The organism is Luteimonas sp. 100069 (assembly GCF_003813845.1).
GTDB classification, from domain to species: Bacteria; Pseudomonadota; Gammaproteobacteria; order Xanthomonadales; family Xanthomonadaceae; genus Luteimonas; species Luteimonas chenhongjianii.
Genome location: NZ_RPFN01000001.1, coordinates 1,355,564 through 1,378,730, shown reverse-complemented (window position 1 = coordinate 1,378,730; position 23,167 = coordinate 1,355,564). Strand labels below are relative to the sequence as shown.

At 69.2% G+C, this 23,167-nt stretch carries 21 protein-coding genes; 3 read left to right on the top strand and 18 right to left on the bottom strand.

Annotated features, from left to right (window positions below; translation table 11 throughout):
- The first annotated feature begins 345 nt into the window (after positions 1-345).
- The 3 genes from EGK76_RS06120 to EGK76_RS06110 are packed head-to-tail and all read left to right on the top strand — an operon-like array spanning position 346 to position 3,655.
- Positions 346-624, top strand: a complete 279-nt coding sequence (locus EGK76_RS06120) for an AbrB/MazE/SpoVT family DNA-binding domain-containing protein (RefSeq protein ID WP_123831975.1) — start codon at positions 346-348, stop codon at positions 622-624.
- Positions 621-1,022, top strand: a complete 402-nt coding sequence (locus EGK76_RS06115) for a type II toxin-antitoxin system VapC family toxin (protein WP_096298256.1) — start codon at positions 621-623, stop codon at positions 1,020-1,022. The genes EGK76_RS06120 and EGK76_RS06115 overlap by 4 nt, the downstream gene beginning before the upstream one ends.
- Before the next feature lie 38 nt (positions 1,023-1,060).
- The gene (locus EGK76_RS06110; RefSeq protein ID WP_123831974.1) at positions 1,061-3,655 is read left to right on the top strand and encodes a bifunctional aconitate hydratase 2/2-methylisocitrate dehydratase; all 2,595 of its coding nucleotides are present in this window, start codon (positions 1,061-1,063) and stop codon (positions 3,653-3,655) included.
- Positions 3,656-4,057: 402 nt separating this feature from the next.
- On the opposite strand, the gene EGK76_RS06105 is transcribed toward EGK76_RS06110, so the two are convergent.
- The 18 genes from EGK76_RS06105 to cheY form a co-directional block, all read right to left on the bottom strand.
- Positions 4,058-5,113 (bottom strand): chemotaxis response regulator protein-glutamate methylesterase, encoded by a 1,056-nt coding sequence (locus EGK76_RS06105; RefSeq protein ID WP_096298260.1) that lies wholly within the window; start codon positions 5,111-5,113, stop codon positions 4,058-4,060.
- Complete coding sequence (gene cheD / locus EGK76_RS06100; RefSeq protein ID WP_123831973.1) at positions 5,110-5,709, bottom strand: chemoreceptor glutamine deamidase CheD; 600 nt, start codon at positions 5,707-5,709, stop codon at positions 5,110-5,112. The genes EGK76_RS06105 and cheD overlap by 4 nt, the downstream gene beginning before the upstream one ends.
- Positions 5,706-6,578 carry a CheR family methyltransferase gene (locus tag EGK76_RS06095; RefSeq protein ID WP_123831972.1) on the bottom strand — a complete coding sequence of 291 codons (873 nt, stop codon included), beginning with the start codon at positions 6,576-6,578 and terminating at the stop codon, positions 5,706-5,708. The genes cheD and EGK76_RS06095 overlap by 4 nt, the downstream gene beginning before the upstream one ends.
- Before the next feature lie 290 nt (positions 6,579-6,868).
- A complete protein-coding gene (locus tag EGK76_RS06090; RefSeq protein WP_123831971.1) occupies positions 6,869-9,223 on the bottom strand; it encodes a methyl-accepting chemotaxis protein in 2,355 nt (784 codons plus the stop codon).
- Between the two features lie 66 nt (positions 9,224-9,289).
- On the bottom strand, positions 9,290-9,670 hold the full coding sequence (locus EGK76_RS06085) for a hypothetical protein (protein WP_123831970.1): 381 nt from the start codon (positions 9,668-9,670) through the stop codon (positions 9,290-9,292).
- A 97-nt stretch (positions 9,671-9,767) separates the two neighbouring features.
- Positions 9,768-10,244: a chemotaxis protein CheW gene (locus EGK76_RS06080; RefSeq protein ID WP_096298270.1), complete on the bottom strand. Its 477-nt coding sequence runs from the start codon at positions 10,242-10,244 to the stop codon at positions 9,768-9,770.
- A gap of 89 nt (positions 10,245-10,333) precedes the next feature.
- The gene (locus tag EGK76_RS06075) at positions 10,334-11,107 is read right to left on the bottom strand and encodes a flagellar brake protein (protein WP_096298272.1); all 774 of its coding nucleotides are present in this window, start codon (positions 11,105-11,107) and stop codon (positions 10,334-10,336) included.
- 75 nt (positions 11,108-11,182) lie between these two features.
- Entirely contained in the window at positions 11,183-13,342 is a 2,160-nt protein-coding gene (locus EGK76_RS06070) for a methyl-accepting chemotaxis protein (RefSeq protein WP_123831969.1), read from the bottom strand.
- Between the two features lie 683 nt (positions 13,343-14,025).
- Positions 14,026-16,020 carry a chemotaxis protein CheA gene (locus tag EGK76_RS06065; RefSeq protein ID WP_123831968.1) on the bottom strand — a complete coding sequence of 665 codons (1,995 nt, stop codon included), beginning with the start codon at positions 16,018-16,020 and terminating at the stop codon, positions 14,026-14,028.
- A gap of 44 nt (positions 16,021-16,064) precedes the next feature.
- Positions 16,065-16,430, bottom strand: a complete 366-nt coding sequence (locus tag EGK76_RS06060) for a response regulator (RefSeq protein ID WP_123831967.1) — start codon at positions 16,428-16,430, stop codon at positions 16,065-16,067.
- Positions 16,427-16,747 (bottom strand): STAS domain-containing protein, encoded by a 321-nt coding sequence (locus tag EGK76_RS06055; RefSeq protein ID WP_096298280.1) that lies wholly within the window; start codon positions 16,745-16,747, stop codon positions 16,427-16,429. The genes EGK76_RS06060 and EGK76_RS06055 overlap by 4 nt, the downstream gene beginning before the upstream one ends.
- 84 nt (positions 16,748-16,831) lie before the next feature.
- Positions 16,832-17,608: a chemotaxis protein CheW gene (locus tag EGK76_RS06050; protein WP_123831966.1), complete on the bottom strand. Its 777-nt coding sequence runs from the start codon at positions 17,606-17,608 to the stop codon at positions 16,832-16,834.
- Positions 17,605-18,384 carry a ParA family protein gene (locus EGK76_RS06045; protein ID WP_096298284.1) on the bottom strand — a complete coding sequence of 260 codons (780 nt, stop codon included), beginning with the start codon at positions 18,382-18,384 and terminating at the stop codon, positions 17,605-17,607. Before EGK76_RS06045 ends, EGK76_RS06050 begins: the two co-directional genes overlap by 4 nt.
- Positions 18,384-19,364: a flagellar motor protein MotD gene (gene motD, locus EGK76_RS06040; protein ID WP_123831965.1), complete on the bottom strand. Its 981-nt coding sequence runs from the start codon at positions 19,362-19,364 to the stop codon at positions 18,384-18,386. Before motD ends, EGK76_RS06045 begins: the two co-directional genes overlap by 1 nt.
- A gap of 12 nt (positions 19,365-19,376) precedes the next feature.
- Positions 19,377-20,117, bottom strand: coding sequence for a flagellar motor protein (locus EGK76_RS06035; RefSeq protein ID WP_096298288.1), 741 nt, complete (start codon positions 20,115-20,117; stop codon positions 19,377-19,379).
- 62 nt (positions 20,118-20,179) lie between these two features.
- Complete coding sequence (locus EGK76_RS06030; protein WP_123831964.1) at positions 20,180-22,156, bottom strand: chemotaxis protein CheA; 1,977 nt, start codon at positions 22,154-22,156, stop codon at positions 20,180-20,182.
- A gap of 3 nt (positions 22,157-22,159) precedes the next feature.
- Complete coding sequence (locus tag EGK76_RS06025; RefSeq protein ID WP_096298292.1) at positions 22,160-22,765, bottom strand: protein phosphatase CheZ; 606 nt, start codon at positions 22,763-22,765, stop codon at positions 22,160-22,162.
- A complete protein-coding gene (gene cheY, locus EGK76_RS06020; protein ID WP_179948165.1) occupies positions 22,762-23,154 on the bottom strand; it encodes a chemotaxis response regulator CheY in 393 nt (130 codons plus the stop codon). Before cheY ends, EGK76_RS06025 begins: the two co-directional genes overlap by 4 nt.
- Positions 23,155-23,167: the final 13 nt, after the last annotated feature.

Sequence of the window (23,167 nt, the reverse complement as noted above, 5' to 3'; positions counted from 1 at the left end):
GCGACGCCCGGTCGATGCGGGTCACCGCGTCGAGGCGGTCAGTGTAGGCAGATTGATGTGGCGGTCAGGTCATCACGCGCGTGGCGGCACGGCAACAGTGCATTGCGCACGCGCCAGTCGATCTGCGCCTGCTTACGCGCGGAGGCATCGTCTGGCCCTCGTGCATGCCACCCGCGGCGCTGCGCGCCGCTGGACGAAAGGCAGGTGGCGCGGTCGGCGCGCGGTAGTCTGCGCGCGCTTTCCGCTCGCACGCGCGATCGCCCAGGCGCGGCGAGCGGGCGCGGCGCGCTGGAGTATGCGTGTTCAGGTATGTATAATTCGCGCATACCTTGAAGGAGAGGCCTGATGGAGGCGACCGTTGCCGAGCGCGGCCAGATCACACTGCCCAAGGCGGTGCGCGATGCGCTGGGATTGAGCAAGGGGACGATCCTCAAGGTCGAACTGGAAGGCAGCCGCATCGTGTTGCGCAAGAGTGTCGATGACGCCGTCTCGCGTGCCCGGGGCCGGTTCCGGCTCGAAGGCTTTCACGACACCGACGCCGCAATGCGCGCCGTGCGGGGCCAGGCCGGCGACGAAGCTGGCGCAGAGGCAGAGGTAGGGGCCGACGGCAGCGTCGACCGGTGATCGCCGTCGATGCGCCCGTGCTGGTGGATCTGCTGACAGACGGGCCGCAGGCCGATGCCGCAGAAGCCTGCCTGCGCCAGTACCTGAGCGCTGGCCCGGTCGTGGTCTGCGACGTCGCACTGGCCGAGATCTGCGGCGCGCTGCACGACGGCGCCGAGACCATGGCCGTGCTCGAGGACATGGGCGTGCGCTTTTCGGCGATCGAAGCCAAGGCCGCCTTGCGTGCGGGCGAGATGCAGCGCCGCTCCTGGCAACGCGGCGAGCGCATCGGCCGCCCCTCGCGCGATTTCCTGGTCGGCGCGCATGCACTGCTGCAATGCAATGGCCTGATCACCCGCGACGACGCGTTTTTCCGCACTTATTTCAAGGGTCTCAAGCTGATCGTACCGTCGGCATGAGACCGGTTATCCCGGTACCGCACGAATCTGGAGTTGTCATGTTGGAAGCCTATCGCCACCACGTTGCCGAGCGCGCCGCGCTGGGAATCCCGCCGCTGCCGCTCGATGCGCAGCAGACCGCCGACGTCATCGAACTGCTGAAGAATCCGCCGGCTGGTGAGGAAGCGTTCCTGCTGGACCTGCTGACCCACCGCGTGCCGGCCGGCGTCGACGACGCCGCCAAGGTCAAGGCCTCGTATCTCGCCGCGGTCGCATTCGGCACCGAACGCAGTGCGCTGATTTCCCGCGCGCGCGCCACCGAACTGCTGGGCACGATGCTCGGCGGCTACAACGTGCAGCCGCTGGTCGATCTGCTCGATGACGCCGAGGTCGGCGCGATCGCCGCCGAAGGTCTCAAGCACACACTGCTCGTGTTCGACGCGTTCCACGACGTCGAAGAGAAGGCCAAGGGCGGCAACGCCAATGCGAAGGCGGTCATGCAGAGCTGGGCCGACGCAGAATGGTTCACCAGCAAGCCGGAAGTGCCGCAGTCGATGACGTTGACGGTGTTCAAGGTGCCGGGCGAGACCAACACCGACGACCTGTCGCCGGCGCCCGACGCGACCACGCGCCCGGACATTCCGATGCACGCGCTGGCGATGCTGAAGAACCGGCGCGAAGGCGCGGCGTTCGTTCCGGAGGAAGACGGCAAGCGCGGCCCGATCCAGGCCATTCTCGATCTCAAGAAGAAGGGCCATCTGGTCGCCTACGTCGGCGACGTGGTCGGTACCGGGTCGAGCCGCAAGTCGGCGACCAACAGCGTGCTGTGGTGGACCGGCGAGGACATTCCCTACATCCCGAACAAGCGCTTCGGCGGCGTGTGCCTGGGTTCGAAGATCGCGCCGATCTTCTACAACACGATGGAGGATGCCGGCGCGCTGCCGATCGAGCTCGACGTGTCGCAGATGGAGCAGGGCGATGTGATCGAGCTGCGTCCATATGAGGGCAAGGCGCTCAAGGACGGCAACGTCATCGCCGAATTCCAGGTCAAGTCCGAGGTGCTGTTCGACGAAGTGCGCGCCGGCGGCCGCATTCCGCTGATCGTCGGTCGTGGGCTCACCGCCAAGGCGCGCGAGTCGCTGGGCCTGCCGGTGACCGACCTGTTCCGCCTGCCGCAGCAGCCCGCCGATACCGGCAAGGGCTTCACCCTGGCGCAGAAGATGGTCGGCCGTGCGATCGGCCTGCCGGAAGGCCAGGGCGTGCGCCCGGGCACCTATTGCGAGCCGCGGATGACCTCGGTCGGTTCGCAGGACACCACCGGTCCGATGACCCGCGACGAGCTCAAGGATCTCGCGTGCCTGGGCTTCAGCGCCGACCTGGTGATGCAGTCGTTCTGCCACACCGCGGCGTATCCGAAGCCGGTGGACGTCAAGACCCATCACACCCTGCCGGAGTTCATCTCCACCCGTGGCGGCATCTCGCTGCGTCCGGGCGACGGCGTGATCCACAGCTGGCTCAACCGCATGCTGCTGCCCGACACGGTCGGCACCGGCGGCGACTCGCACACACGCTTCCCGGTGGGCATTTCGTTCCCGGCGGGCTCGGGCCTGGTCGCCTTCGCGGCCGCCACCGGCGTGATGCCGCTGGACATGCCCGAATCGGTGCTGGTGCGCTTCAAGGGCAAGATGCAGCCCGGTGTCACCCTGCGTGACCTGGTCAACGCGATTCCGCTGTACGCGATCAAGGCGGGTCTGCTGACGGTGGCCAAGCAGGGCAAGAAGAACATCTTCTCCGGCCGCATCCTCGAGATCGAAGGTCTGCCGGATCTGAAGGTCGAACAGGCGTTCGAACTGTCCGATGCGTCGGCCGAGCGTTCCGCCGCCGGCTGCACCGTGCACCTCGACAAGGCACCGATCATCGAATACATCACCAGCAACATCACGCTGCTGAAGTGGATGATCGCCGAAGGGTATGCGGACCCGCGTTCGCTGGCCCGCCGGATCGAGAAGATGGAGGCCTGGCTCGCCGATCCGCAGCTGCTCAAGGGCGATGCGGATGCCGAGTACGCGGCTGTCATCGAGATCGACCTGGCCGACGTGCATGAGCCGATCGTCGCGTGCCCGAACGATCCGGATGACGTCAAGACGCTGTCGGAAGTCGCCGGCGCCGCGATCGACGAAGTGTTCATCGGTTCGTGCATGACCAACATCGGCCACTTCCGCGCGGCGTCGAAGCTGCTGGAAGGCAAGCGCGACATCCCGACCAAGCTGTGGGTCGCGCCGCCGACCAAGATGGACGCCGCCGAGCTGACCAAGGAAGGCCATTACGGCACCTTCGGCACCGCCGGCGCGCGCATGGAGATGCCGGGCTGCTCGTTGTGCATGGGCAACCAGGCGCAGGTCAAGGAAGGCGCGACGGTGTTCTCGACCTCGACGCGCAACTTCCCCAACCGTCTGGGGCGCAACTCGAACGTCTACCTGGGCTCGGCGGAACTGGCGGCGATCTGTTCGCGCCTGGGCCGCATTCCGACCAAGGCCGAGTACATGGCCGCCGTCGGCGTGCTGGATGCGTCGGCGGACGAGATCTACCGCTACATGAACTTCGACCAGATCGCCGAGTACGTGGACGCCGGCGAAGAGAAGACTGCGGCCTGAGGGCGCGCCGGCTCGCGGCTGCGGGGCTCTACAGGGCCCCCGCAGCACGCGTGCCGGCATGTTGGACCGACCAGCAGGCATCCGGCGCGAGCCGGGTGCCTTTTTGTTTGCGGCAGGGCGCTGCGGGCAGCCGCCGCACCAGGGCGGCGGCCATCGGCCTGGTCCATCGCGGCGGCACGCAATGCGGCCTGACGGCCTCGCCGCGGCGGGATCATGCCGGGGAAAAGCGCCGCGTGCGTTCCCGCATGTCCGAGGACTGGCCGCCGGCAGCGTCCGCCGTGACGCTTCGCATCGGCGTCGGCATCGCCGCTGTACCCGGGCATCCCGCCGGCCGATGACACCGACTCCGCTGGCGACGGTCCTGCGCGCACGGGTGGCGTCGGCGGCGGCCTCGCGCCGGAATCAGACCTGGGCGAGAGCCAGCAGGCGCGCCGCGATGGCTTCCAGCGGGACGATCTCCTGCGCCGCGCCGAGTCTCACTGCCGCGCCCGGCATGCCCCAGACCACGCTGGTGGCCTCGTCCTGGACCAGCGTGGCCGCGCCGGCCTGGCGCAGGTCGAGCAGCCCGCGCGCGCCATCGTCGCCCATGCCGGTGAGGATGGCCGCCACCGCGTTCGCCCCCGCGCTCTGCGCCACCGAGCGGAACAGCACATCCACCGCAGGCCGGTGCCGGTTGACCGGCGGGCCGGGATCGAGCCTGCAGCGCCAGCGGGCGCCATCGCCGATCACGCGCAGGTGGTGGTCGCCGGGCGGCAGATAGGCGTGGCCGGGCAGGATCATCTCCCCGTCGCGGGCTTCACGCACGAGCATCGGCGAATGGCGATCGAGCCGCTCGGCGAACGAACGGCTGAAGCTGCCGGGAATGTGCTGGGTCAACACGACCGCCGGTGCATCGGGCGGCATGCGTTCCAGCACGACCCGCAGGGCTTCGGTGCCGCCAGCCGAGGCACCGATCGCGATCAGCCGGTCGGTGGTGCGGAACCGGGTAGCCATCGGCGCACGGACCGGCGTATCCAGGCGCAGCAGCGGCTGCGCGGTCGTCGTCGGCGGACGGACGCGTGCGCCCGCCGCCGCCTTGACCTTGGCGCAGATCTCCTCCGCATACTCGGACAGGCCCTGCGCCAGTCCGGCCCGGGGTTTGCTGACGAAATCGACCGCGCCCAGGGCCACCGCCTGCAGCGTGACGTCGGCGCCGCGTTCGGTCAGCGACGACACCATGACCACCGGCATCGGCCGCAGGCGCATCAGGTTCTCGAGGAACGCCAGCCCGTCCATGCGCGGCATTTCGACGTCGAGCGTCAGCACGTCTGGGTTGAGACGTTTGATCTTCTCGCGGGCGAGCAGCGGATCGGCCGCACTGCCGACGACCTCGATGTCCGGGTCCTGCCCCAGCAGCTCGGTCAGCAGCTGGCGCACGACTGCCGAGTCGTCGACGATGAGGACGCGACAGGGCTTCATTCGAACAGTTCCACGCCGCCGCTGACCGGCGTGCGGGACAGGCTGGCGCGCACTGCGGTTTCGGCGGCCACCACTTCGGCCTCGTGCGCGTGTGGCAGGCGGTTGACCATCACCCGGCCGGTGTCCGGGAAGAACCACACCTTGCGCGGGTGGATGCCGCGCAGGTCCTCGGCCACGACCGGGATCTGTTCCGCGGCCAGGTAAGCGAGGACGAACTCGGCGTTGCGGGTGCCGACCGGATTGGACGTGAACCCCTTGAGCACGTTGGCACCGCCGAACACCTTGGCCTCCAGCCGGCGGCGGTTCGCGCCCCGCTTGAGCAGTTCGTTGATCAGCATTTCCATCGCGTAGCTGCCGTAGCGCGCCGGCGCGCCGTCACCGACGTTGCCTTCCGGCAGCATGAAGTGGTTCATGCCGCCGATCTGCAGCAGCGGGTCGCGTACGCAGGCGGCGATGCACGAGCCGAGCACGGTGACCAGGGCCGTGCCGTCATCGACCACCAGGTACTGGGAGGGCAGCAGCTTGGCCGCCGGCACCTTGAAGCGGGCGTCCCGGTAGCGCAGGACGTCGTCGTCGCACAGTGCGGTACGGCTCACGCGGCCTCCGCGCCGAAGTTGCGGCGGTAGAGCGTTCGCCCGCAGGGCCGGATGAGATCCGCGGCGTGCAGGTAGTTTTCCGAATGCCCGGTGTAGAGCAGGCTGCCGGCATCCATGTGCGTGACCAGGCGCGAGAGGATTCCGCGCTGGGTGGGCTTGTCGAAATAGATCATCACGTTGCGGCAGAACACGGCCGAGTAGGGCCCGCCGATGTCGTAGCGCGGCGCCAGGAGGTTCAGGGGTCGGAAATCGATCATCGCCTGCAGCGCCGGATGCACGCGGCAGTGGCCTTCGTTGGGACCGGTGCCGCGCTGGAAGAAGCGACGTCGGCGCTGGGGATCGAGGCTGGCGACGCGTTCCACCGGATAGACGCCGCGTTGGGCGGTGGCCAGCACCTGGGTGTCGATGTCGGTGGCGAGGATGCGCACCGGCGGGGTCATCGTGCCGAACGCCTCGCAGGCGGTGATCGCGATCGAGTACGGCTCCTCGCCGGTGGACGCGGCGCAGGACCACAGCGCAAGCGGCGCGCGCGGCGAGGCACCGGACTGGGCCAGTTGCGCGTGGAGGTGTTCGAAATGATGCGGCTCGCGGAAGAACGCGGTGAGGTTGGTGGTCAGGGCATTGGTGAACGCCTGCCACTCGGCGCCGTCGCCGTCGCCCTCGAGCAGGTCGAGGTAGGTGGTGAACTCGGTCAGCCCGAGCGCACGCAGCCGACGCGAGAGGCGGCCGTAGACCATGTCGCGCTTGCTGTCGACCAGGGCGATGCCGGCGCGCTCGCGGATGAGTTGGCAGACCCGGCGGAAATCACGTTCGGAGAAGACGAAATCGCGGTTGCCGACCGGCGAGTGGGGCAGGGATGTCGCGGCCATGGACCGGTCCTCGAACAGGGGATCGTGGGGGTTATCGACCCCGGCGGCCGGAAATTGACTGCCGTTGGGTAGGAAGTCGCTGCAGGCCCGGAATTGAGCGGGTTTGCGTGCGCGGGTCCTCCGGCACCCGGCACCCGGGCAGACGTACCTGTGCGTACTCGCCGCGTAATCGGAATCGCGGCCCCCTGAGCCAGCAACTGCAGTTCGCGGCATCGAGCGTGGTGTCGTAGCGGGTGGAACGACGACGCCCCGGCGGGCCGGGGCGTCGGGATGCGGCATGGCGCCCGGAATCAGAACTCGGCCCAGTCCGCCTCCATTGCCGGTGCGTTTTTCGCGCGCGCAGTCCGCGCGGCGGGCGCCGGACGGCGTGCTGCCGGGGCGGCTGGTGCCGCCGGCTTGCGCGGGGCGGACGGTGCCGCGATGGAGGGCTCGCCATCGAGACGGAACACCGAGACCGTCTGCGCCAGGCTCGAGGCCTGTTCTTCCATCGCCCGTGCGGCGGCCGAGGCTTCTTCCACCAGCGCGGCGTTCTGCTGGGTGGTCTCGTCCATCTGGGTGATGGTCTGGTTGACCTGTTCGATTCCCGACGCCTGCTCCTGCGAGGCGGCGGCGATCTCGGCCATGATGTCGGTCACGCGCTGCACCGACGACACGATCTCGCCCATGGTCTTGCCGGCCTGGCCGGCAAGCGCTGCGCCCTCGGACACCTTGCCGGTGGAGTCGTCGATCAGACCCTTGATCTCCTTGGCCGCGGCCGCGCTGCGCTGCGCCAGCGTGCGTACTTCCGATGCGACCACCGCGAAGCCGCGGCCCTGTTCGCCGGCGCGCGCCGCTTCGACCGCGGCGTTGAGGGCGAGGATGTTGGTCTGGAAGGCGATGCCGTCGATGACCGAGATGATGTCGGCGATCTTGCGCGAGGACTTCTCGATGTCGGCCATGGTGGTGACGACCTGGCCGACGACATCGCCGCCCTGCGAGGCGACCGAGGCCGCGCCGATCGCCAGCTGGTTGGCCTGGCGGGCGTGGTCCGCATTCTGGCGCACGGTCGAGGTGAGTTCCTCCATCGAAGCCGCGGTTTCCTCGAGGTTGGCGGCCTGCTGCTCGGTGCGACGCGACAGGTCGTTGTTGCCCGAGGCGATCTCCGACGACGCGGTGCCGATGGCCCCCGACGCTTCCTGGATACGGCTGACGATGCCGGTGAGCTGGGCGACGGTGGCATTGGCGTCGTCGCGCATCTGGGCGAACACGCCTTGGAACTCGCCGTCCATCCGTACCGTGAGGTCACCATCAGCCAGGGCGGTCAGCACGTTCGACACCTGATCGAGGCTCGATGCATTGGCATCGAGCAGGGTGTTGAGCTGGCCGGCCAGCTGCAGGTAGAAACCCTGCTTGCCGTCGAGGCCGATGCGGTGCGAGAGGTCGCCGGCCGCGGCGGACTGGATCACGCGCGCCAGCTCGACTTCGACCTGGACCTGGGGGGTGCGGTCACGCCACTCGACGACATACCCCAGCAGGTGGCCGGCCGCGTCATCGACGCGGGCGACGGTCTGGCTGAAGTGGGCCTGGCCCATGGTGATTTCGCTGACGTGCACACCCTGCAGGCGCTCCAGCATGCCGGCGACGCGTTCGGGATCCTTGTGGAAGCCGTCGATGCTGGCGCCGACCATGCGGTCGATCTCGAAGTCCGGCAGGTCGGCGCGGATCTCCTCGTCGTACTGGCGCAGCAGCTCGGTGACCGCGCTGTTGGCGTAGATGATGGTGCGCGCAGGATCCGCGATCATCACGCTGGTGCCGGAGCTGTCGAGCGCGGTGCGGATGCGCAGGTTCTCGCCGGCGATCGCCTGTTCGCGTTCGAGGCGTTCGCTCAGGTCGCGCTGCATGCGCTGCATCGCCTTGAGCAGGTCGCCGATTTCGTCGCCGCGGGCGGTGTCGATATGGCTGTCGAGCTTGCCGCTGGCCACGTCGTTGCTGACGGTCACCGCCCTGCGCATGGCGGAGGTCAGGCCGCGTGCCAGCAGCCAGGCGACCACGAGGCCGGCGGCGATGCCGGCCACCAGCAGGATCATCAGCATCGCGCTGGACGCGGAGTACGCGCTTGCCGCGGCGCTGCGGGCTGCGGCGGCGTCGCGGTTCGCGGCTTCGGCCAGCGCCGCCAGCGCGGCGCTGGTAGCGTCGTGCAGCTCACCGGTCTCGCCGATGAAGGTATCGGTGGCGTCGTCGGGCAGGTCGAGGTCGAGCATCTCGTTGACCGATGCATAGGACGCCTTGGCGCTTTCCCATGCGGCCACCAGCTCGGCAAGATCCTGCTGCTGCGCGGGCGTGGTCGTGTACTGCCGGTAGGTCTCGAAGTTCTCCTGGATCTGCGCATCGATCTCGGCCGTGCGCTCGCGCGCCTGCTGCTTGGCCGCGTCGCTCGCGCGGACCAGGCCGCGGTAGGAGGCGGTGCGGAACTCACCGAGGAGGCTGCGTGTTTCACCGACCAGGGTGACGCTCGGCAGTACCTCGTCACCGAGTTCGGTGGTGACGTTGTCGATCGAGCGCAGGCCCATGTAGGCGCCGATGCCCTGGACGAGCATGATGAGCAGGACTACGCCGAACGCCAGCATCAGCTTCGGTGCGAGTTTGAGATTCGAGAACCAGTGCATCGGGTCACTCCCTGGTACGGCACATGAAAAAGGGCCCGATGGCGTTGTACGCCGGGGCAGACCGCATTACTTGATCGTGGCGAGCTTGACGTCGGCAGGCGAGCGCACCGCGATTTCCGCGCGGCTGGCATCACGCACGATGGTTCCCAGGACGCAGACGTCGCGGCCTTCGAGCGCTTCGGGTGAGGGGTTGAACTTGCCGCGCTGGTCGTTCGGGATCCGGGCCGAGAACGTGTGGCGCGGGAAGGCGCCGCCCATGTACAGGAAGGTGGGCTGGCCTTCGGAATTCTCGGCGTAGCGGGTCTTCTCGACCTTGCCGCACACCATGCCGCTCTGGCCGACGAAGCGGGTCGCCTGCTCGGGCCGGATGGCCTCCTGGGCGAGGGCGCCGGAGGCGCAGGCGCTGAGCAGCAGCGCGATCAGTAGGCGGCGGGGCTTGTGGTTCATCGGTATCACTCCAGTCGGGGGTACGGGGCCGGGGTCACGACCGGCTGCCTCCACGTAGCGGCGGCGGCGCGGCGGACTTTAGGCCCGAAGATGGAAATCAGGCGGCGTCGACGAGCGGCGCTTCGACCAGGTCGGCGCTGTCGAGCAGAGTTTCGATGTCGAGCAGGATCAGCATCCGTTCGTCGAGCGTGCCGATGCCGGCAATGAACTTCGTGTCGACCGCGGCCCCGAATTCGGGGGTGGCACGCACCTGCTCGTCGAGCAGCGGCACCACGTCGGACACGCTGTCGACGACGATGCCGACCACGCGGTTCTCGACGTTGAGCACAATCATCACGGTGAAGCTGTCGTAGCGGGCCTCGGCCAGGCGCAGCTTCAGGCGCAGGTCGATCACCGGCACGATGGTGCCGCGCAGGTTGATGACGCCCTTGATGTATTCGGGCGCGTCCGGCAGGCGGGTCACGGCGTCGTAACCGCGGATTTCCTGGACCTTGAGGATGTCGACGCCGTAGTGCTCGTCGCCGAGGGTGAAGGTCAGGTACTCGCCAGCGGCGCTCGGGTTGGAACTGCTCATGCGGTGCGCTCCTGCGGGTGCCGCGGATACGCGGCATGGGTGACACGCAGGAGATCGGCCGCTTCGGCCGCAACTTTAGTCCGCCCGGCTCAGCCGCCGCGCCGTTGTCGCGCGTTGCGCTGGCGCTCGACCTGGAAGATGTACTGGAGCACGCGCTGTTCGAGGGCGGCGGGCAGGTCGACGAAGCGGCAACCGACGCGCCAGTGCGCGACGCCGCGCACATCGAAACGGCCGAGGTGGGCGACCTCGAGTGCGACCGTGAACTCCGGCGCTTCGGCCAGCCGGAGCAGACAGGGGGCGATGCGCGATTGGGGCCGGAACCGGCCTTCCTGGCCGTCGGGAACCGCGATGGCCAGCCCGCCGCCGCTGATGTCGAGGACGCGCAGCCCGCCGAGGCCGGCATCAGGCGGTGCATCACCGTCGCCGACGTGAAGGGTCGCCGGCGCTGCAGGCGAGACCCGCAGCCGATAGAGCTCGCGGCGCTGCAACTGCAGCAGCGAGACGGGCCATGGCGCGCGGAAGGCGAGATATCCCTCGTAGTCGATCCGCGTCGGCGTGGGAAGCCGGAAGCGGATCGGCACCAGATCCAACTGGGTACTGCAGACCAGGCGCGTGGCGCTGTCCATGCGCCGGTTCATTGCTTCGTGGCGGTTACCGTCGAGCACCAGCGTGCCGTCGTCGTGTACCGCCAGCAGCGCCGTCGGACAGGCGTGGCCTCCGGGGACGAGGCTGGCGGTGACGATGGCCCGGGCCTCGACCAGCGCGCGCAGCACCTGCGCGACCTCACGCGGCTCGTGCAACGCGAACGGCGAGGCCTCGTCGTCGTCCTGCAGCGGCGGTTGGTGTTCGGCGACAGGCATCATCCGGGGACGCGGGTTCGTTCGTGGACGTTAACGGCCCGGGACGGCGGAAGTTGAGGGGGCGGTCGTCGCGACGGGTCAGGCGGGCGCCGCCTCGTTGCGGCGCACGCCTGCGGTGATGGTGTGCAGCAGCGCCGTTGCCGCCTCGACCTTGAACACCGCTACGGTCTGGGTCAGCGCCACTGCCTGTTCTTCCATGGCCCGCGCGGCAGCGGAGGCTTCTTCCACCAGCGCGGCGTTCTGCTGGGTGGTCTCGTCCATCTGGGTGATGGTCTGGTTGACCTGTTCGATGCCCGATGCCTGCTCCTGCGATGCAGCGGCGATCTCGGCCATGATGTCGGTCACGCGCTGCACCGACGACACGATCTCGCCCATGGTCTTGCCGGCCTGGCCGGCAAGCGCCGCGCCCTCGGACACCTTGCGGGTGGAGTCGTCGATCAGACCCTTGATCTCCTTGGCCGCGGCCGCGCTGCGCTGCGCCAGCGTGCGTACTTCCGATGCGACCACCGCGAAGCCGCGACCCTGTTCGCCGGCGCGCGCCGCTTCGACCGCGGCGTTGAGGGCGAGGATGTTGGTCTGGAACGCGATGCCGTCGATGACCGAGATGATGTCGGCGATCTTGCGCGAGGACTTCTCGATGTCGGCCATGGTGGTGACGACCTGGCCGACGACATCGCCGCCCTGCGAGGCGACCGAGGCCGCGCCGATCGCCAGCTGGTTGGCCTGGCGGGCGTGGTCCGCGTTCTGGCGCACGGTGGAGGTGAGTTCCTCCATCGAGGCCGCGGTTTCCTCGAGGTTGGCGGCCTGCTGCTCGGTACGACGCGACAGGTCATTGTTGCCCGAGGCGATCTCCGACGACGCGGTGCCGATGGCGCCCGACGCTTCCTGGATACGGCTGACGATGCCGGTGAGCTGGGCGACGGTGGCATTGGCGTCGTCGCGCATCTGGGCGAACACGCCCCGGAAGTCGCCATCCATGCGGGCGGTGAGGTCGCCGCGGGCGATGGCCTGCAGCATGCGGGATACATCGGCCAGGTTTCCGTCCGCTGTCTGCATCAGTCGATTGAGGCCATCCACCATGGCGTGGAAGTCGTACTCGAAGCGGTCGGCATCGCCGCGCACGGCGAAATCGCCCTGGGCTGCGGCGGCGACCAGGCGCCGGATCTCGACGTTGATCGCGGTGAGATTGGCCTTGGCCGTGTCCATGGTCTCGGTGAGGACCGCCTTTTCGCCGGGCAGGCGGTCCATGTCCTGCGTCAGGTCCCCCACGGCGTAGCGCTGGATCACTTCGACCAGGCGCATCTTCACTGCGATGTGCGCGGCGACCAGCTGGTTGGTGCCCGCCACCATGGCGCCGTACTCGCCGGGGAACGCCCCGGCGTCCATGCGGTAACTGATCGTACCGGCCTCGTGCGCCTGGGCCATGTCGTGTTGGGCAGCGATGACCGCGCGCAGCTGGTCCTGCATCCGCTGCATGGCCGCGAGAACGTCGCCGGTCTCGTCACCGCGCCCACGCTCGATCGTCCCGCCAAGGTCTCCGCGGCTGACCCGGTTGGCGGCATCGAGTGCGTGGCGCAGCGGGCGGGTGATGCCGCGCGTCAGCAGCCAGGCGATCGCAGCGCCGGCAAGCAGCGCCACGCCAGCCGCGACGAGCATCACCAAGGCGAAGCCGTCGGCCGTCGCCATGGCGGTGGCTGCCGCCTGGCGGTTATTGGCCTCCTGCAGTTCGATGAAGGCGTTGATCCGCGCCAGCCAGGCCACGAATGCGGGCGCGGCCTCGCTCCCGAGCAGCTGCCGCGCGCCTTCCGGATCGTCCGCAAGGCGCAGTTCCCGCAAGCGGGCGACCAGCGCCCGTGTCTCCGCATCGGCTGCCTGGACAGCGTCGTGCAGCATGCGCTCCTGCGGATCGGCCGAGCGACCAACGAGCGCCGCAAGCGGCGTCGCAGCTTCGACATAGGCGCCAGCCAGCGTGTCGATCGCGGCCTCGGCCGCGGCGGCGGCCTCGGGATCATCGGCCAGCACCAGGTCGCGGATCGCGATGGCGCGGTCGTGCACGCTGCCGCGCAGATCGATCGCATGGCGCTGCTTGACGGCGTTGACGTCGTTGATCACGTGCAGGCCGTCACTGATGCGCCCCACGCGTTCGATGCCCACGGCCGTCAGAACCACCATCAGTGCGATGACGCAGGAGAAGCCGACAGCCAGACGCTGTCCGATCCGCAGGTTGGCAAATTTCATCGAAGTCCATCGAATGTTGCCGGGACGCGCAGCGGCGCTGCGGAAGCGTCTGTCGGCCACGTTGGATAGCGGCGTTCGTCACCATCTCTAAAGCGGTACGGGTACGGATTTTTGAATGTGATTCATGTCGCGGAAGGCAATGTGCGAATGCTGTGAAGACCGGCGCCAGCGCTGGAAAGCGGCCCGCCCCCGTATCTCCACGCCATCAACAAGGGACCGCCGAAGCTGCTTGCGTCAATGAGACGGCAGTCGAAACGCCGCCTTGGCGGGGCCCCTCATAACAGCGGCCGGGCAACGCGTGTCGCACACCATCTTCGTACGTGATACAGGTCCGTCGACGGGCGCGACGGCTGTCGATGCAGCCGCCCACGCCTCGTCATGAAGGTGCTGCACCGGTAATCGGGCGCGCCTCTTCCAGTTGCGGTGGACGAATGCCGATCGCCTGGTTTCGCCCTCGCAAGTCGACAAGGTCGCGAGTCGCATCACGGAGATGTCCTGCGGTTGCAGCGCACGCCTGTCGGACCCTTCGAGCGTGATGCGGGCGTGGCGGGCATCGGGCTACTCATGTGGCCCTGGCAGGGGCCGGTTGCCGCGATGGCTGTACGTGACAGTCGGCGACGCGCGGATCCAGGGCGCGGCGGCGCTGGAAGGCGCGCGGCGGAGCGGCAGTCGCAGGCAAGCGATCAGGCCGCGTGCGGCACCCGCAGCGAGCGCACCAGGCCACCGACGTCGACGATCAGCGCCACGCGTCCATCGCCGAGAATCGTCGCGCCGGAAATGCCCTCCACGCGGCGGTAGTTGTTCTCGAGGTTCTTGACCACGACCTGCTGCTGTCCGACCAGTTCGTCGACTTCCAGCGCGAGCTTCTGGCCGTCGCCTTCGACCACCACGACGAGCGCATCGTCGCGGCGCGGCTGGCCGTAGCGGTAGTACTCGTTGAGCGAGACCAGCGGCAGGTACTCGCCGCGCACCCGCAGCACCCGTCCTTCGCCGACCATGCGGCGCACGTCGGCAGCGTCGGGCTGCAGCGCTTCGATGACGTGCGACAGCGGCAGGATCAGCGTTTCCTCGCCCACCGCGACGGTCATGCCGTCGAGGATCGCGAGGGTGAGTGGCAGGCGGATCACCACGCGGGTGCCATGTCCGAGCGTGCTTTCGAGCTGTACTTCGCCGCCCAGGGCCTGGATGTTGCGGCGGACCACGTCCATGCCGACGCCGCGTCCGGAGAGATCGGTGACCGCGTCGGCGGTGGAGAATCCGGGCTGGAAGATCAGGTCCCACACCTGGGCATCGGTGGGCTTGTCGGGCACGGCCAGGCCGCGCTCGGCGGCCTTGGCGAGGATGCGTTCGCGGTCCAGACCACGCCCGTCGTCCGCAACTTCGATGACGATATGCCCGCCCTGGTGGGAGGCGGCGAGGGTAATGGTGCCGGTGCCGTCCTTGCCGGCGGCCACGCGCGCGTCGGGCAGCTCGAGGCCGTGGTCGATCGAGTTGCGTACCAGGTGCACCAGCGGATCGGCGATCTTCTCGATCAGGCCCTTGTCGAGCTCGGTGCCTTCGCCGAGCGTGCGCAGGCGCACCTGCTTGCCGAGGCGCGCGGACAGATCGCGCACCAGGCGCGGGAACCGGCGGAAGACCGCCTCGACCGGAAGCATGCGCACGCCGATCACGGCTTCCTGGAGATCGCGCGTATTGCGCTCGAGCAGGTCGAGGCCTTCGAACAGGCGCTCGGCCAGGGCCGGATCAAGCTTGGCGCTGATCTGCTTGAGCATCGCCTGGGTGATGACCAGTTCGCCGACCAGGTTGATCAGCCCGTCGATCTTGTCGGTGCTCACGCGGATCGAACTTTCGGCCGCTTCAGGCGTGCCGTTGCGCTGCTCGTTCGCGGCAACGGGGCCGGCCTGGACTTGCTCGAGTTCCGCGGGCATCGCCAGGTCGGGCGCGGAGGCGTCGGCCACCGCATCGGCAAGGATCGCCTCGATCTCGAGTTCGCAATCGTCCTCCACCCAGGCGAAGGCTTCGGTCACGGCGCTGCGCGGCAATGCGCCGATCAGGCCCAGATCCCAGGCGAGATAGGCCTCGAGCGGATCCATCTGCTCGAACCCGGGCAGGCGCTCGGTGCGGCAGGCGACGTCGAGCGTGCCCAGGCGGTCGAGTTCGCGGATGATGCGCAGCGGGTCGTTGCCGCTCATGAACAGCGACGGCGCCGGGGTGAAGCCGATACGCCAGCCGACCGGTTCGACCGCTGGCGCCTCGACCGCCACCAGGGCCGCGGCCGCGGGTGCGTCGTTGCCGGCAAGCACGCCGTTAAGCCGCGCCTGCACCGCCTGCGATGCCTGCGGGTCGGCGGGATGGCCGGTCTCCGCTTCGCCGAGCAGGGCGCGCAGCACGTCGACCGATGCCAGCATCGCGTCGATGCCGGCGCCGGATACGGCACGCTTGCCGGCCCGCAGCTCGTCGAGCAGGGTCTCCAGCACGTGGGTCAGCGCAGCGACCGCCTCGAAGCCGAAGGTGGCCGCGCCGCCCTTGATCGAGTGGGCGGCGCGGAAGATCGAATTGATCAGTTCCGCGTCACGGTCACCCTGTTCGAGCTGCAGCAGGCCCGCCTCCATGGCTTCGAGTCCTTCCCGGCTTTCCTCGAAGAAAGTGGCGTGAAAACGCTGCATGTCCATGCTCATGGGAACTCGGCCTGCGATCGATGTGCGTGATGGGGCAACGGCTGTCAGCCCAGGACCTTCTGGACGGTGGCGACCAGCTGCTCGGGGTTGAACGGCTTGACCAGCCACCCGGTCGCGCCCGCCGCCTTGCCTTCGGCCTTCTTGTCGGCCGCCGACTCGGTGGTCAGCATCAGCATCGGGGTGAACTTGTAATCGGGCAGGCCGCGCAGGGCACGGATCAGCTCGATGCCGTCCATGTTCGGCATGTTCACGTCGGTGACCACCGCGCTGAAGCGCTGGCCCTGGGCGCGTCCGAGGGCGATCTGGCCATCCTCGGCCTCGTCGACGGTGAAGCCGGCCGAGGTGAGGGCGAAGGAGACCATCTGGCGCATCGAGGCCGAATCGTCCACTACAAGAATGCGTGCGCTCATGCGCCGTTCTCCACTGTGCTTGCGTCTGTTGCGTTTGAGGGGTCGGCGGCGCCGAGGCCGAGCGCGGTGCCCAGCCCGAGCAGCCGGGCCGCGTCGTGCAGCGCCTCGCTGCAGCCACGCAGCTCGGTCGGATGGCCGATGCCGGCGCGGCTTGCGAAGAACGCACACAGCACCTGCAGCCCGGCGGTATGCACCCGGCGCACGTCGGCGGCGTCGAGAACGACGGCGTGCGCGGAACTCAGGAAGGGCGCGAGCCGCTCCTTCAATCCGGTGCTGGCCTCGATGCCGAGGTCATCGCCTAGGTGCACGGTGTCCATCAGGTCTCCGACTGGGAAAAGGGGGTGCGGAGTGGATAGCGGCGTCGAGTCGACGATCTTTAGAGCGCCAGCGCGCAGAAGTGCTCAGCGGGGCGGAAACAGCGGGATCGCCATCAGCTTGGCCGAGTCCAGCAGCAGCGTGACCATGCCGCCGAGGCGCGCGATGCCGCGGATGCGATGGTCGCCGACTGGTGCCAGGCGCGAGGTATGGGTGCCTTCGATCTGCGCGTCCCCGATCAGCACAACGTCCTCGACCGCCGACACCCGCAGGCCCAGCACATCGCCGCCGTCGTCGAGCACGATGATCCGGGTCAGCGCGGTCTCCTCGACCGCGGCCGCGCCGAGCTGGAGGCCGAGATCGACCACCGGCACAACCTGGCCGCGCAGGTTCATGACCCCGCCCAGGCAAGGCGCCGCGCCGCGCAGCGCCAGTAGCGGCGATGGCAGCACCACTTCGCGGATCTTCAGCAGCTCGATCGCATAGGCCTGCGCGCCGCAGCGCAGGCGCAGCCAGCGGGCGAGACGATCGGCGCTGCGCCGCGGCTGCGGAGCCGCGGGCGTGGCGTCGCGTACTTCGCCCGGCACGCGCGCCAGCGGCGCGATCGCGATCCTCGCGGCAGGCGGGACCGCACTCGGGGCCGCCCGTCGCGGGGCAGGCGCAGGCGGCGCCTCCGCGACCACGCTTGGCGCAGGCGGCACAGCCGGCACGGGCGAGGCCTGGGCCGCGAGGACCGGTGGCGGCGCGGTCGTGACCGCGGGCTGCGCCGCCGACACGGCCGAAGCGGCGGGCGCTGGCGCCCGCTCGACCGGCGTCGCCAGCAGCATGCCGAGGTAGTCGTCGACGACGCCGGCGGCGCTCATGCTGCCTGCTCCCCGGCCTGCTCCTCGGCCAGCAACCAGTCAAGGGCACGTGTATAGGCGGACATTGCGCGCCCCGGCACGTTGCCGCTGAAGACCTGGCCGGCGAGCACGTCGGCGTTGCTCAGCTGCGTGTCCACCGGAATCGCCTCGCTCCAGATGCGGTCGTGGTACTCCGTCTGCAGCTGGGCGAGCGTGTCGCGGCCGATGCGGGTGCGGCGGTCGTACATGGTCGGGATGATCGAGACCGGCAATGGCCGTTGGCGCGAGCGCTCGACCATCTCGCCCGTGCGCACCATGCCGGCCAGACCGTACAGCGCGAGGGGCTCGCACTGGGTGGGCACGATCAGGCGATCGGCCGCCGCCAGGGCGTTGACCATCAACAGGCCCAGCGTGGGCGGGCAGTCGAGCAGGATCGCGTCGTGGCCCCCGGCATGGCGGGTGATCGCCTGCGACAGTGCCAGGCCCAGGCCCGGCTGGGTGGCGCTGCGCCGCTCCAGCGTAGCCAGGGCGGTCTGCGCGCAGACGAAATCGAGCCCTTCCGTCGATGATGCCCGCAGCAGCGATTCCAGCGAGGGCGGGGGCGAGCCGAACAGTTCGGCGACGCCTGGGGGCGGTGGATCGGTGGGCACGCCGAAGGCGCGGGTCAGCGACGCATGCGGATCGAGATCGACCAGCAGCACACGCAGGCCGCGCGCGACCATTGCGCGCCCTAGGGCGAGGGAAGTCGTGGTCTTGCCAACGCCTCCCTTCTGGTTGGCAATCGCCCAGACGCGCATCAGCTGTCTCCTTGCGGTGGGAGTGGGGGACGGGGGGAGCGCCGCACTGCGGTCGCGGCGACGGCCTGCGGGACAGGCGCGGCGGGATAGGTGGGCGGCGCGGGTGCGGGCGCAGGCGGCGTGGCCGGCCGCGGCGCGGCGGTGTCCGGCGTCGCCAGCACCATCAGCACCACGCGCCGGTTGGCATTACGTCCGGCGTCGGTGGTGTTCTCGGCCTTGGGTCGGTACTGGCCGTAGCCGACCATCACCAGGCGCTCGGGCGCGAAGCGCTCGCTGACGAACAGGTGCACCACGCTCGCCGCGCGCGCCGCCGAGAGCTCCCAGTTGGAGGGGAACTGCGAGGTCGCGATCGGACGGTCGTCGGTATAGCCCTCGATGCGGATCGGATTGGGCAGGTCGCGCAGCACCACCGCCAGCCGGCCGAGCAGTTCGCGGGCGCCGAAGTCGAGCGTGGCCGAGCCGCTCGGGAACAGGATGTCGCTGTTGATCTCGACTTCCAGCCACAGGTCCGAGCGGCGCACGATGATCAGCTGAGCCTTGACCATCTCCGCCAGCGCGTCCTCCAGCTGCAGGGCCAGGCGGGCCAACTGCTGGCGCGATGCCTCGATCGACGCTGCGTCCGCGCCACCGTCGCCCATTCGGTCGCTGCGCATCTTGGATTCGAGCATCGGTCGGAGCGGCGAATCGAGCACTGGACTCGAGGTGGGCCCCTGGTGCGCGCCGCGTGGCACCGGGGTCGGGCGTCCAACTGCGCTTTCCGGCTTCTGATTGTCTCCGATCTGGATCGGTTCGAGTGCACTCGGTGGCGCGTTGAAAGCGCTGGCCAGCGACGCGGCCACCGCACGGTACTTGCCCTCGTTGAGCGAGGACACCGCATACATCACCACGAAGAACGCGAGCAGCAGCGTTACCAGGTCGCCATAGGGAACGGCCCAGGCTTCGTGGTTGGCGTGTTCCTCGTGCTTCCGTTTGCGGGCCATGGCGGTGCCGGATCAGTGCAGGAAGCCGGCAAGCCGAGCCTCGATGTTGCGCGGGTTCTCGCCCTGCGCGATCGCGATGAGTCCTTCGATTGCCAGCTCGCGCTCGCCGCTGCGGCGACCGATCACGCTCTTGAGCTTGGCCGCCATCGGCAGGAAGAACATGTTGGCCGAGGCGATGCCATAGATCGTGGCGGTGAACGCGGCGGCGATGCCGTGGCCGAGCTTGCTGGGGTCGGCCAGATTCTTCATCACCGCAATCAGGCCCAGCACCGCGCCGACGATGCCCAGCGTGGGCGCATAGATGCCCATGCCTTCGAACACCTTGGCCGCGGCGAGATCATGGTGTTCCTCGCCCTGCAGTTCGATCTCCAGCATGTGCCGGATCGCTTCGGGCTCGACGCCATCGACAAGCATCTGAAGGCCCTTCTTGAGGAAGGGATCGGTCTGCGCCGCGACATGGCTTTCCAGGCCCAGCAGACCCTGCTTGCGCGAGACGTTGCTCCACTCGATCAGCTGCGCGATCAGTGCCGCACGATCGGAAACCGGTGGCCTGACCACCCAGCCGGCGATTTTGAAGGCATGTTTGAGGGTGCTGCCGGGCGTGTGCAGCATGATCGCGGCGACAGTGCCGACCATGACGATCACGAAGGCGGCGGGCGACCAGAGCGCGCCCAGCCCCGCACCCTTGAGCACACTGCCGCCGATGATCGCAATCAGGGCAAGTACGAGTCCGGCGACGCTGAAGAGGTCCATGGAATAGGTATCGGCGGAGACAGGCGAGACTTGAATGGAGGCGCCGACGGGCGGCGCCGGCTTCAGCGCAGGCGCAGCGCGTCGACGTCGAGAATCAGCGCCAGCCGCCCGTCACCGATCAGCGTGGCGCCGGCATAACCGGGCAGTCCGCGCAGCGCCCTGGGCAGCGGCTTGATCACCACCTCCTCGCGCCCACGCACTTCGTCGACGACCAGGCCGAAGCGGCTGTCGCCGCGTTGCAGGACGACGATCGTCAGCAGCGCCGCGTCCTCCACGGGCCGGCCCAGCCAGTGGCGCAGGTCCAGCAGCGAGAGCGTGTGCGAGCGGCGGTCGAGCGCGGCGCGCCCGTCGAACCAGTTCACCGTGCGCGACGGCGCGTGCAACACTTCCTGCACGCGCGCCAGCGGCAGCGCGTAGGCGTCGCCCGCGGCATGCACCAGCAGCGTCGGCAGGATCGCCAGGGTCAGCGGCACGCGCAGCGAAAAGCGGCTGCCGCGACCGAGTTCGGAGGTCACCTGGATCTGTCCGCCGAGTTCGCGGATGCGCGATTGCACCACGTCCATGCCGACGCCGCGGCCGGAAATGTCGCTGACTTCGTCGCGGGTGGAAAAACCGGCCATGAAGATCAGGTTGAGGCACTCCTCGGCGCTGAGCCGGGCGGCCGATTCGGCGTCGATCAGCCCCTTGTCGCGCGCCTTGGAGCGCAGACGCTCGGGATCGATTCCGGCGCCGTCGTCCTGGATCTCGATGCCGACATAGTCGCCCTGCTGCTGCGCGCTCAGGCGAACGTGCCCGAGTCGCGGCTTGCCGGTGGCTTCGCGCAACGCCGGCATCTCGATGCCGTGGTCGATGGCGTTGCGCACCAGATGGATCAGCGGATCGGCCAGTGCCTCGACGAGGTTGCGGTCGAGTTCGGTTTCGGCGCCGACGAGCTCCAGCTCCACCTCCTTGTCGAGCGCGCGGGCGACGTCGCGGGCGAGCTTGGGAAAGCGCGAGAACACCTTGCCGACAGGCTGCATGCGCGTACGCATGACCGCCCCCTGCAGGCGGGCGGTGGCGTTGTCGAGCGTGGTCACCGCGCGGTCGAGATCCTCGTCGCGCAGGCGCGCGCGCAGGGTCTTGAGCCGGTTGCGTGCCAGCACCAGCTCGCCGACCAGATCGACGATCACGTCCAGGCGCCTGGTGTCCACACGCACGGTCTGCTCGCGCTCGGCGGCAGGCGATGCGGCCCCGGTCGCGCCCGCCGCCGACGAGGGCGAAGCGCGTCGCGGCGGTGGCGCGGCCACGGCAGCTGCGGCGGCAGGGGCAGCAGGCGCGCCGGCGGGCCGCGTCGCTCCCGGAGGCGCGCCGCCATGCAGCTGGTCGAGCAGCGCTTCGAACTCGTCATCGCCGATCGTCCCGGCAGGCGCCGTTGGACGCCCTGGCCCGGTGCCCGACGTCGTGGCGCCTGGGGCGGCGTTGCCGTGAAGCTGGTCGAGCAGCGCCTCGAATTCGTCGTCGCCGATCGGTTCCGCGGCGCCGGCGGGGGGCGCCTGCAGTCCCGGCGCACTGGCGCCGTGCAACTGGTCGAGCAGCGCCTCGAACTCGTCGTCGGAGATCATCGCGGCCCCGGGCGCGGCGACTCCCGGGGCAGGCGGCGCGGCGCGCGTTGGCGTGGCCACCGGCGCGTCGTAGGGCGCAAAGCCGGCGATCAGCGCATCCGGCGCGCTCGGCACCGTGTCCTCATGTTCGATGGCATCGACCATCGCCTGCAGCCAGTCGAGCGACTGCTGCGCGGCGTCGAAATGACGCGGCAGCAGCGCGGCCTGGCCGGCGCGCACCATGCCCAGGGTTTCCTCCGCGGCATGGCACAGCTGCACCAGCGGCGCCGCGCCGAGGAAGCCGGCGCCGCCCTTGAGCGTGTGGAACGCCCTGAACACCGCATTGAGGCGCTCGCGATCGTCGGGCGTCTGCTCCAGGCCTACCAGCTGGCCGCCGAGATCGTCCAGCAGTTCGCGTGCCTCGAGCACGAAGTCGGCGACGATGTCGGGGGCCTGCACGGCTCAGAGTCCCAGGTTCGACAGCAGGTCGTCGGCATCGCTCTGACCGACGGTGTTGCGGTCCAGGCCGGAAACGGCCGGGCCGTTGCCACGCGCGTCGTCGTCGCGGGGCGGCAGGCCCAGTGCACCGAATCCCTCGTGCACGCCGCGCACGATGCCGGCCACGCGACGGATGATCTGGCCGCCGAGATCCTGGTGGCTCTGCGCCAGCGCCATCTCTCGCAGGTTCTCGCGCAGCGATTCGATCGTGCCGGTCTGGGTGTCGTCGAGCGGGCCTTCCTTGAGTCGGGCTACCAGGGCGCGGCTGTCGTCGATGAGATCGAGCGTGCGATGGGTCGCCTGCTCGGTCATCTCGACCACGTGGTCGAGACGCGCGCAGGCGTCGTCGAGCCCAGGGCCGGCTTCGCCGGGCGCGGCCGGCAGGGTGTCGAGGGCCTGCGACAGCTCGCGCGCCAGCCGGCCCAGGCCGGTGACCAGCGTGCGTGCGCGGGCGTTCGCCAGCGCATTGACGTGCTCGCGCCAGCCGGCTTCGTCGTCACGCTCGAGCGCCTCGAGCGCGTCGTGCAGCAGACTTGCGAGGCGGGCGCGCTCGATGTCGGTGGTGCTCATGCAGCGGTGCCCAGGCGCTCGAAGATCTTGCCGAGCTTCTCTTCCAGCGTCTGCGCGGTGAACGGCTTGATGATGTAGCCGTTCACGCCGGTCTGCGCCGCTTCGATGATCTGCTCGCGCTTGGCCTCGGCGGTCACCATCAGTACCGGCAGGGTGCGGAACCTGGCGTCGGCGCGGATCTCGCGCAGCAGTTCGATGCCGGTCATGCCGGGCATGTTCCAGTCGGTGATCACCAGCTCCACCGCGTCCTGACGCAGCACGGCCATCGCACTGTTGCCGTCCTCCGCCTCGACGGTGTTGTTGAAGCCCAGATCGGACAGCAGGTTCTTGACGATCCGGCGCATCGTCGAGAAATCGTCGACGACCAGGATGCGGATGTTCTTGTTCAAAACGGACTCCAGT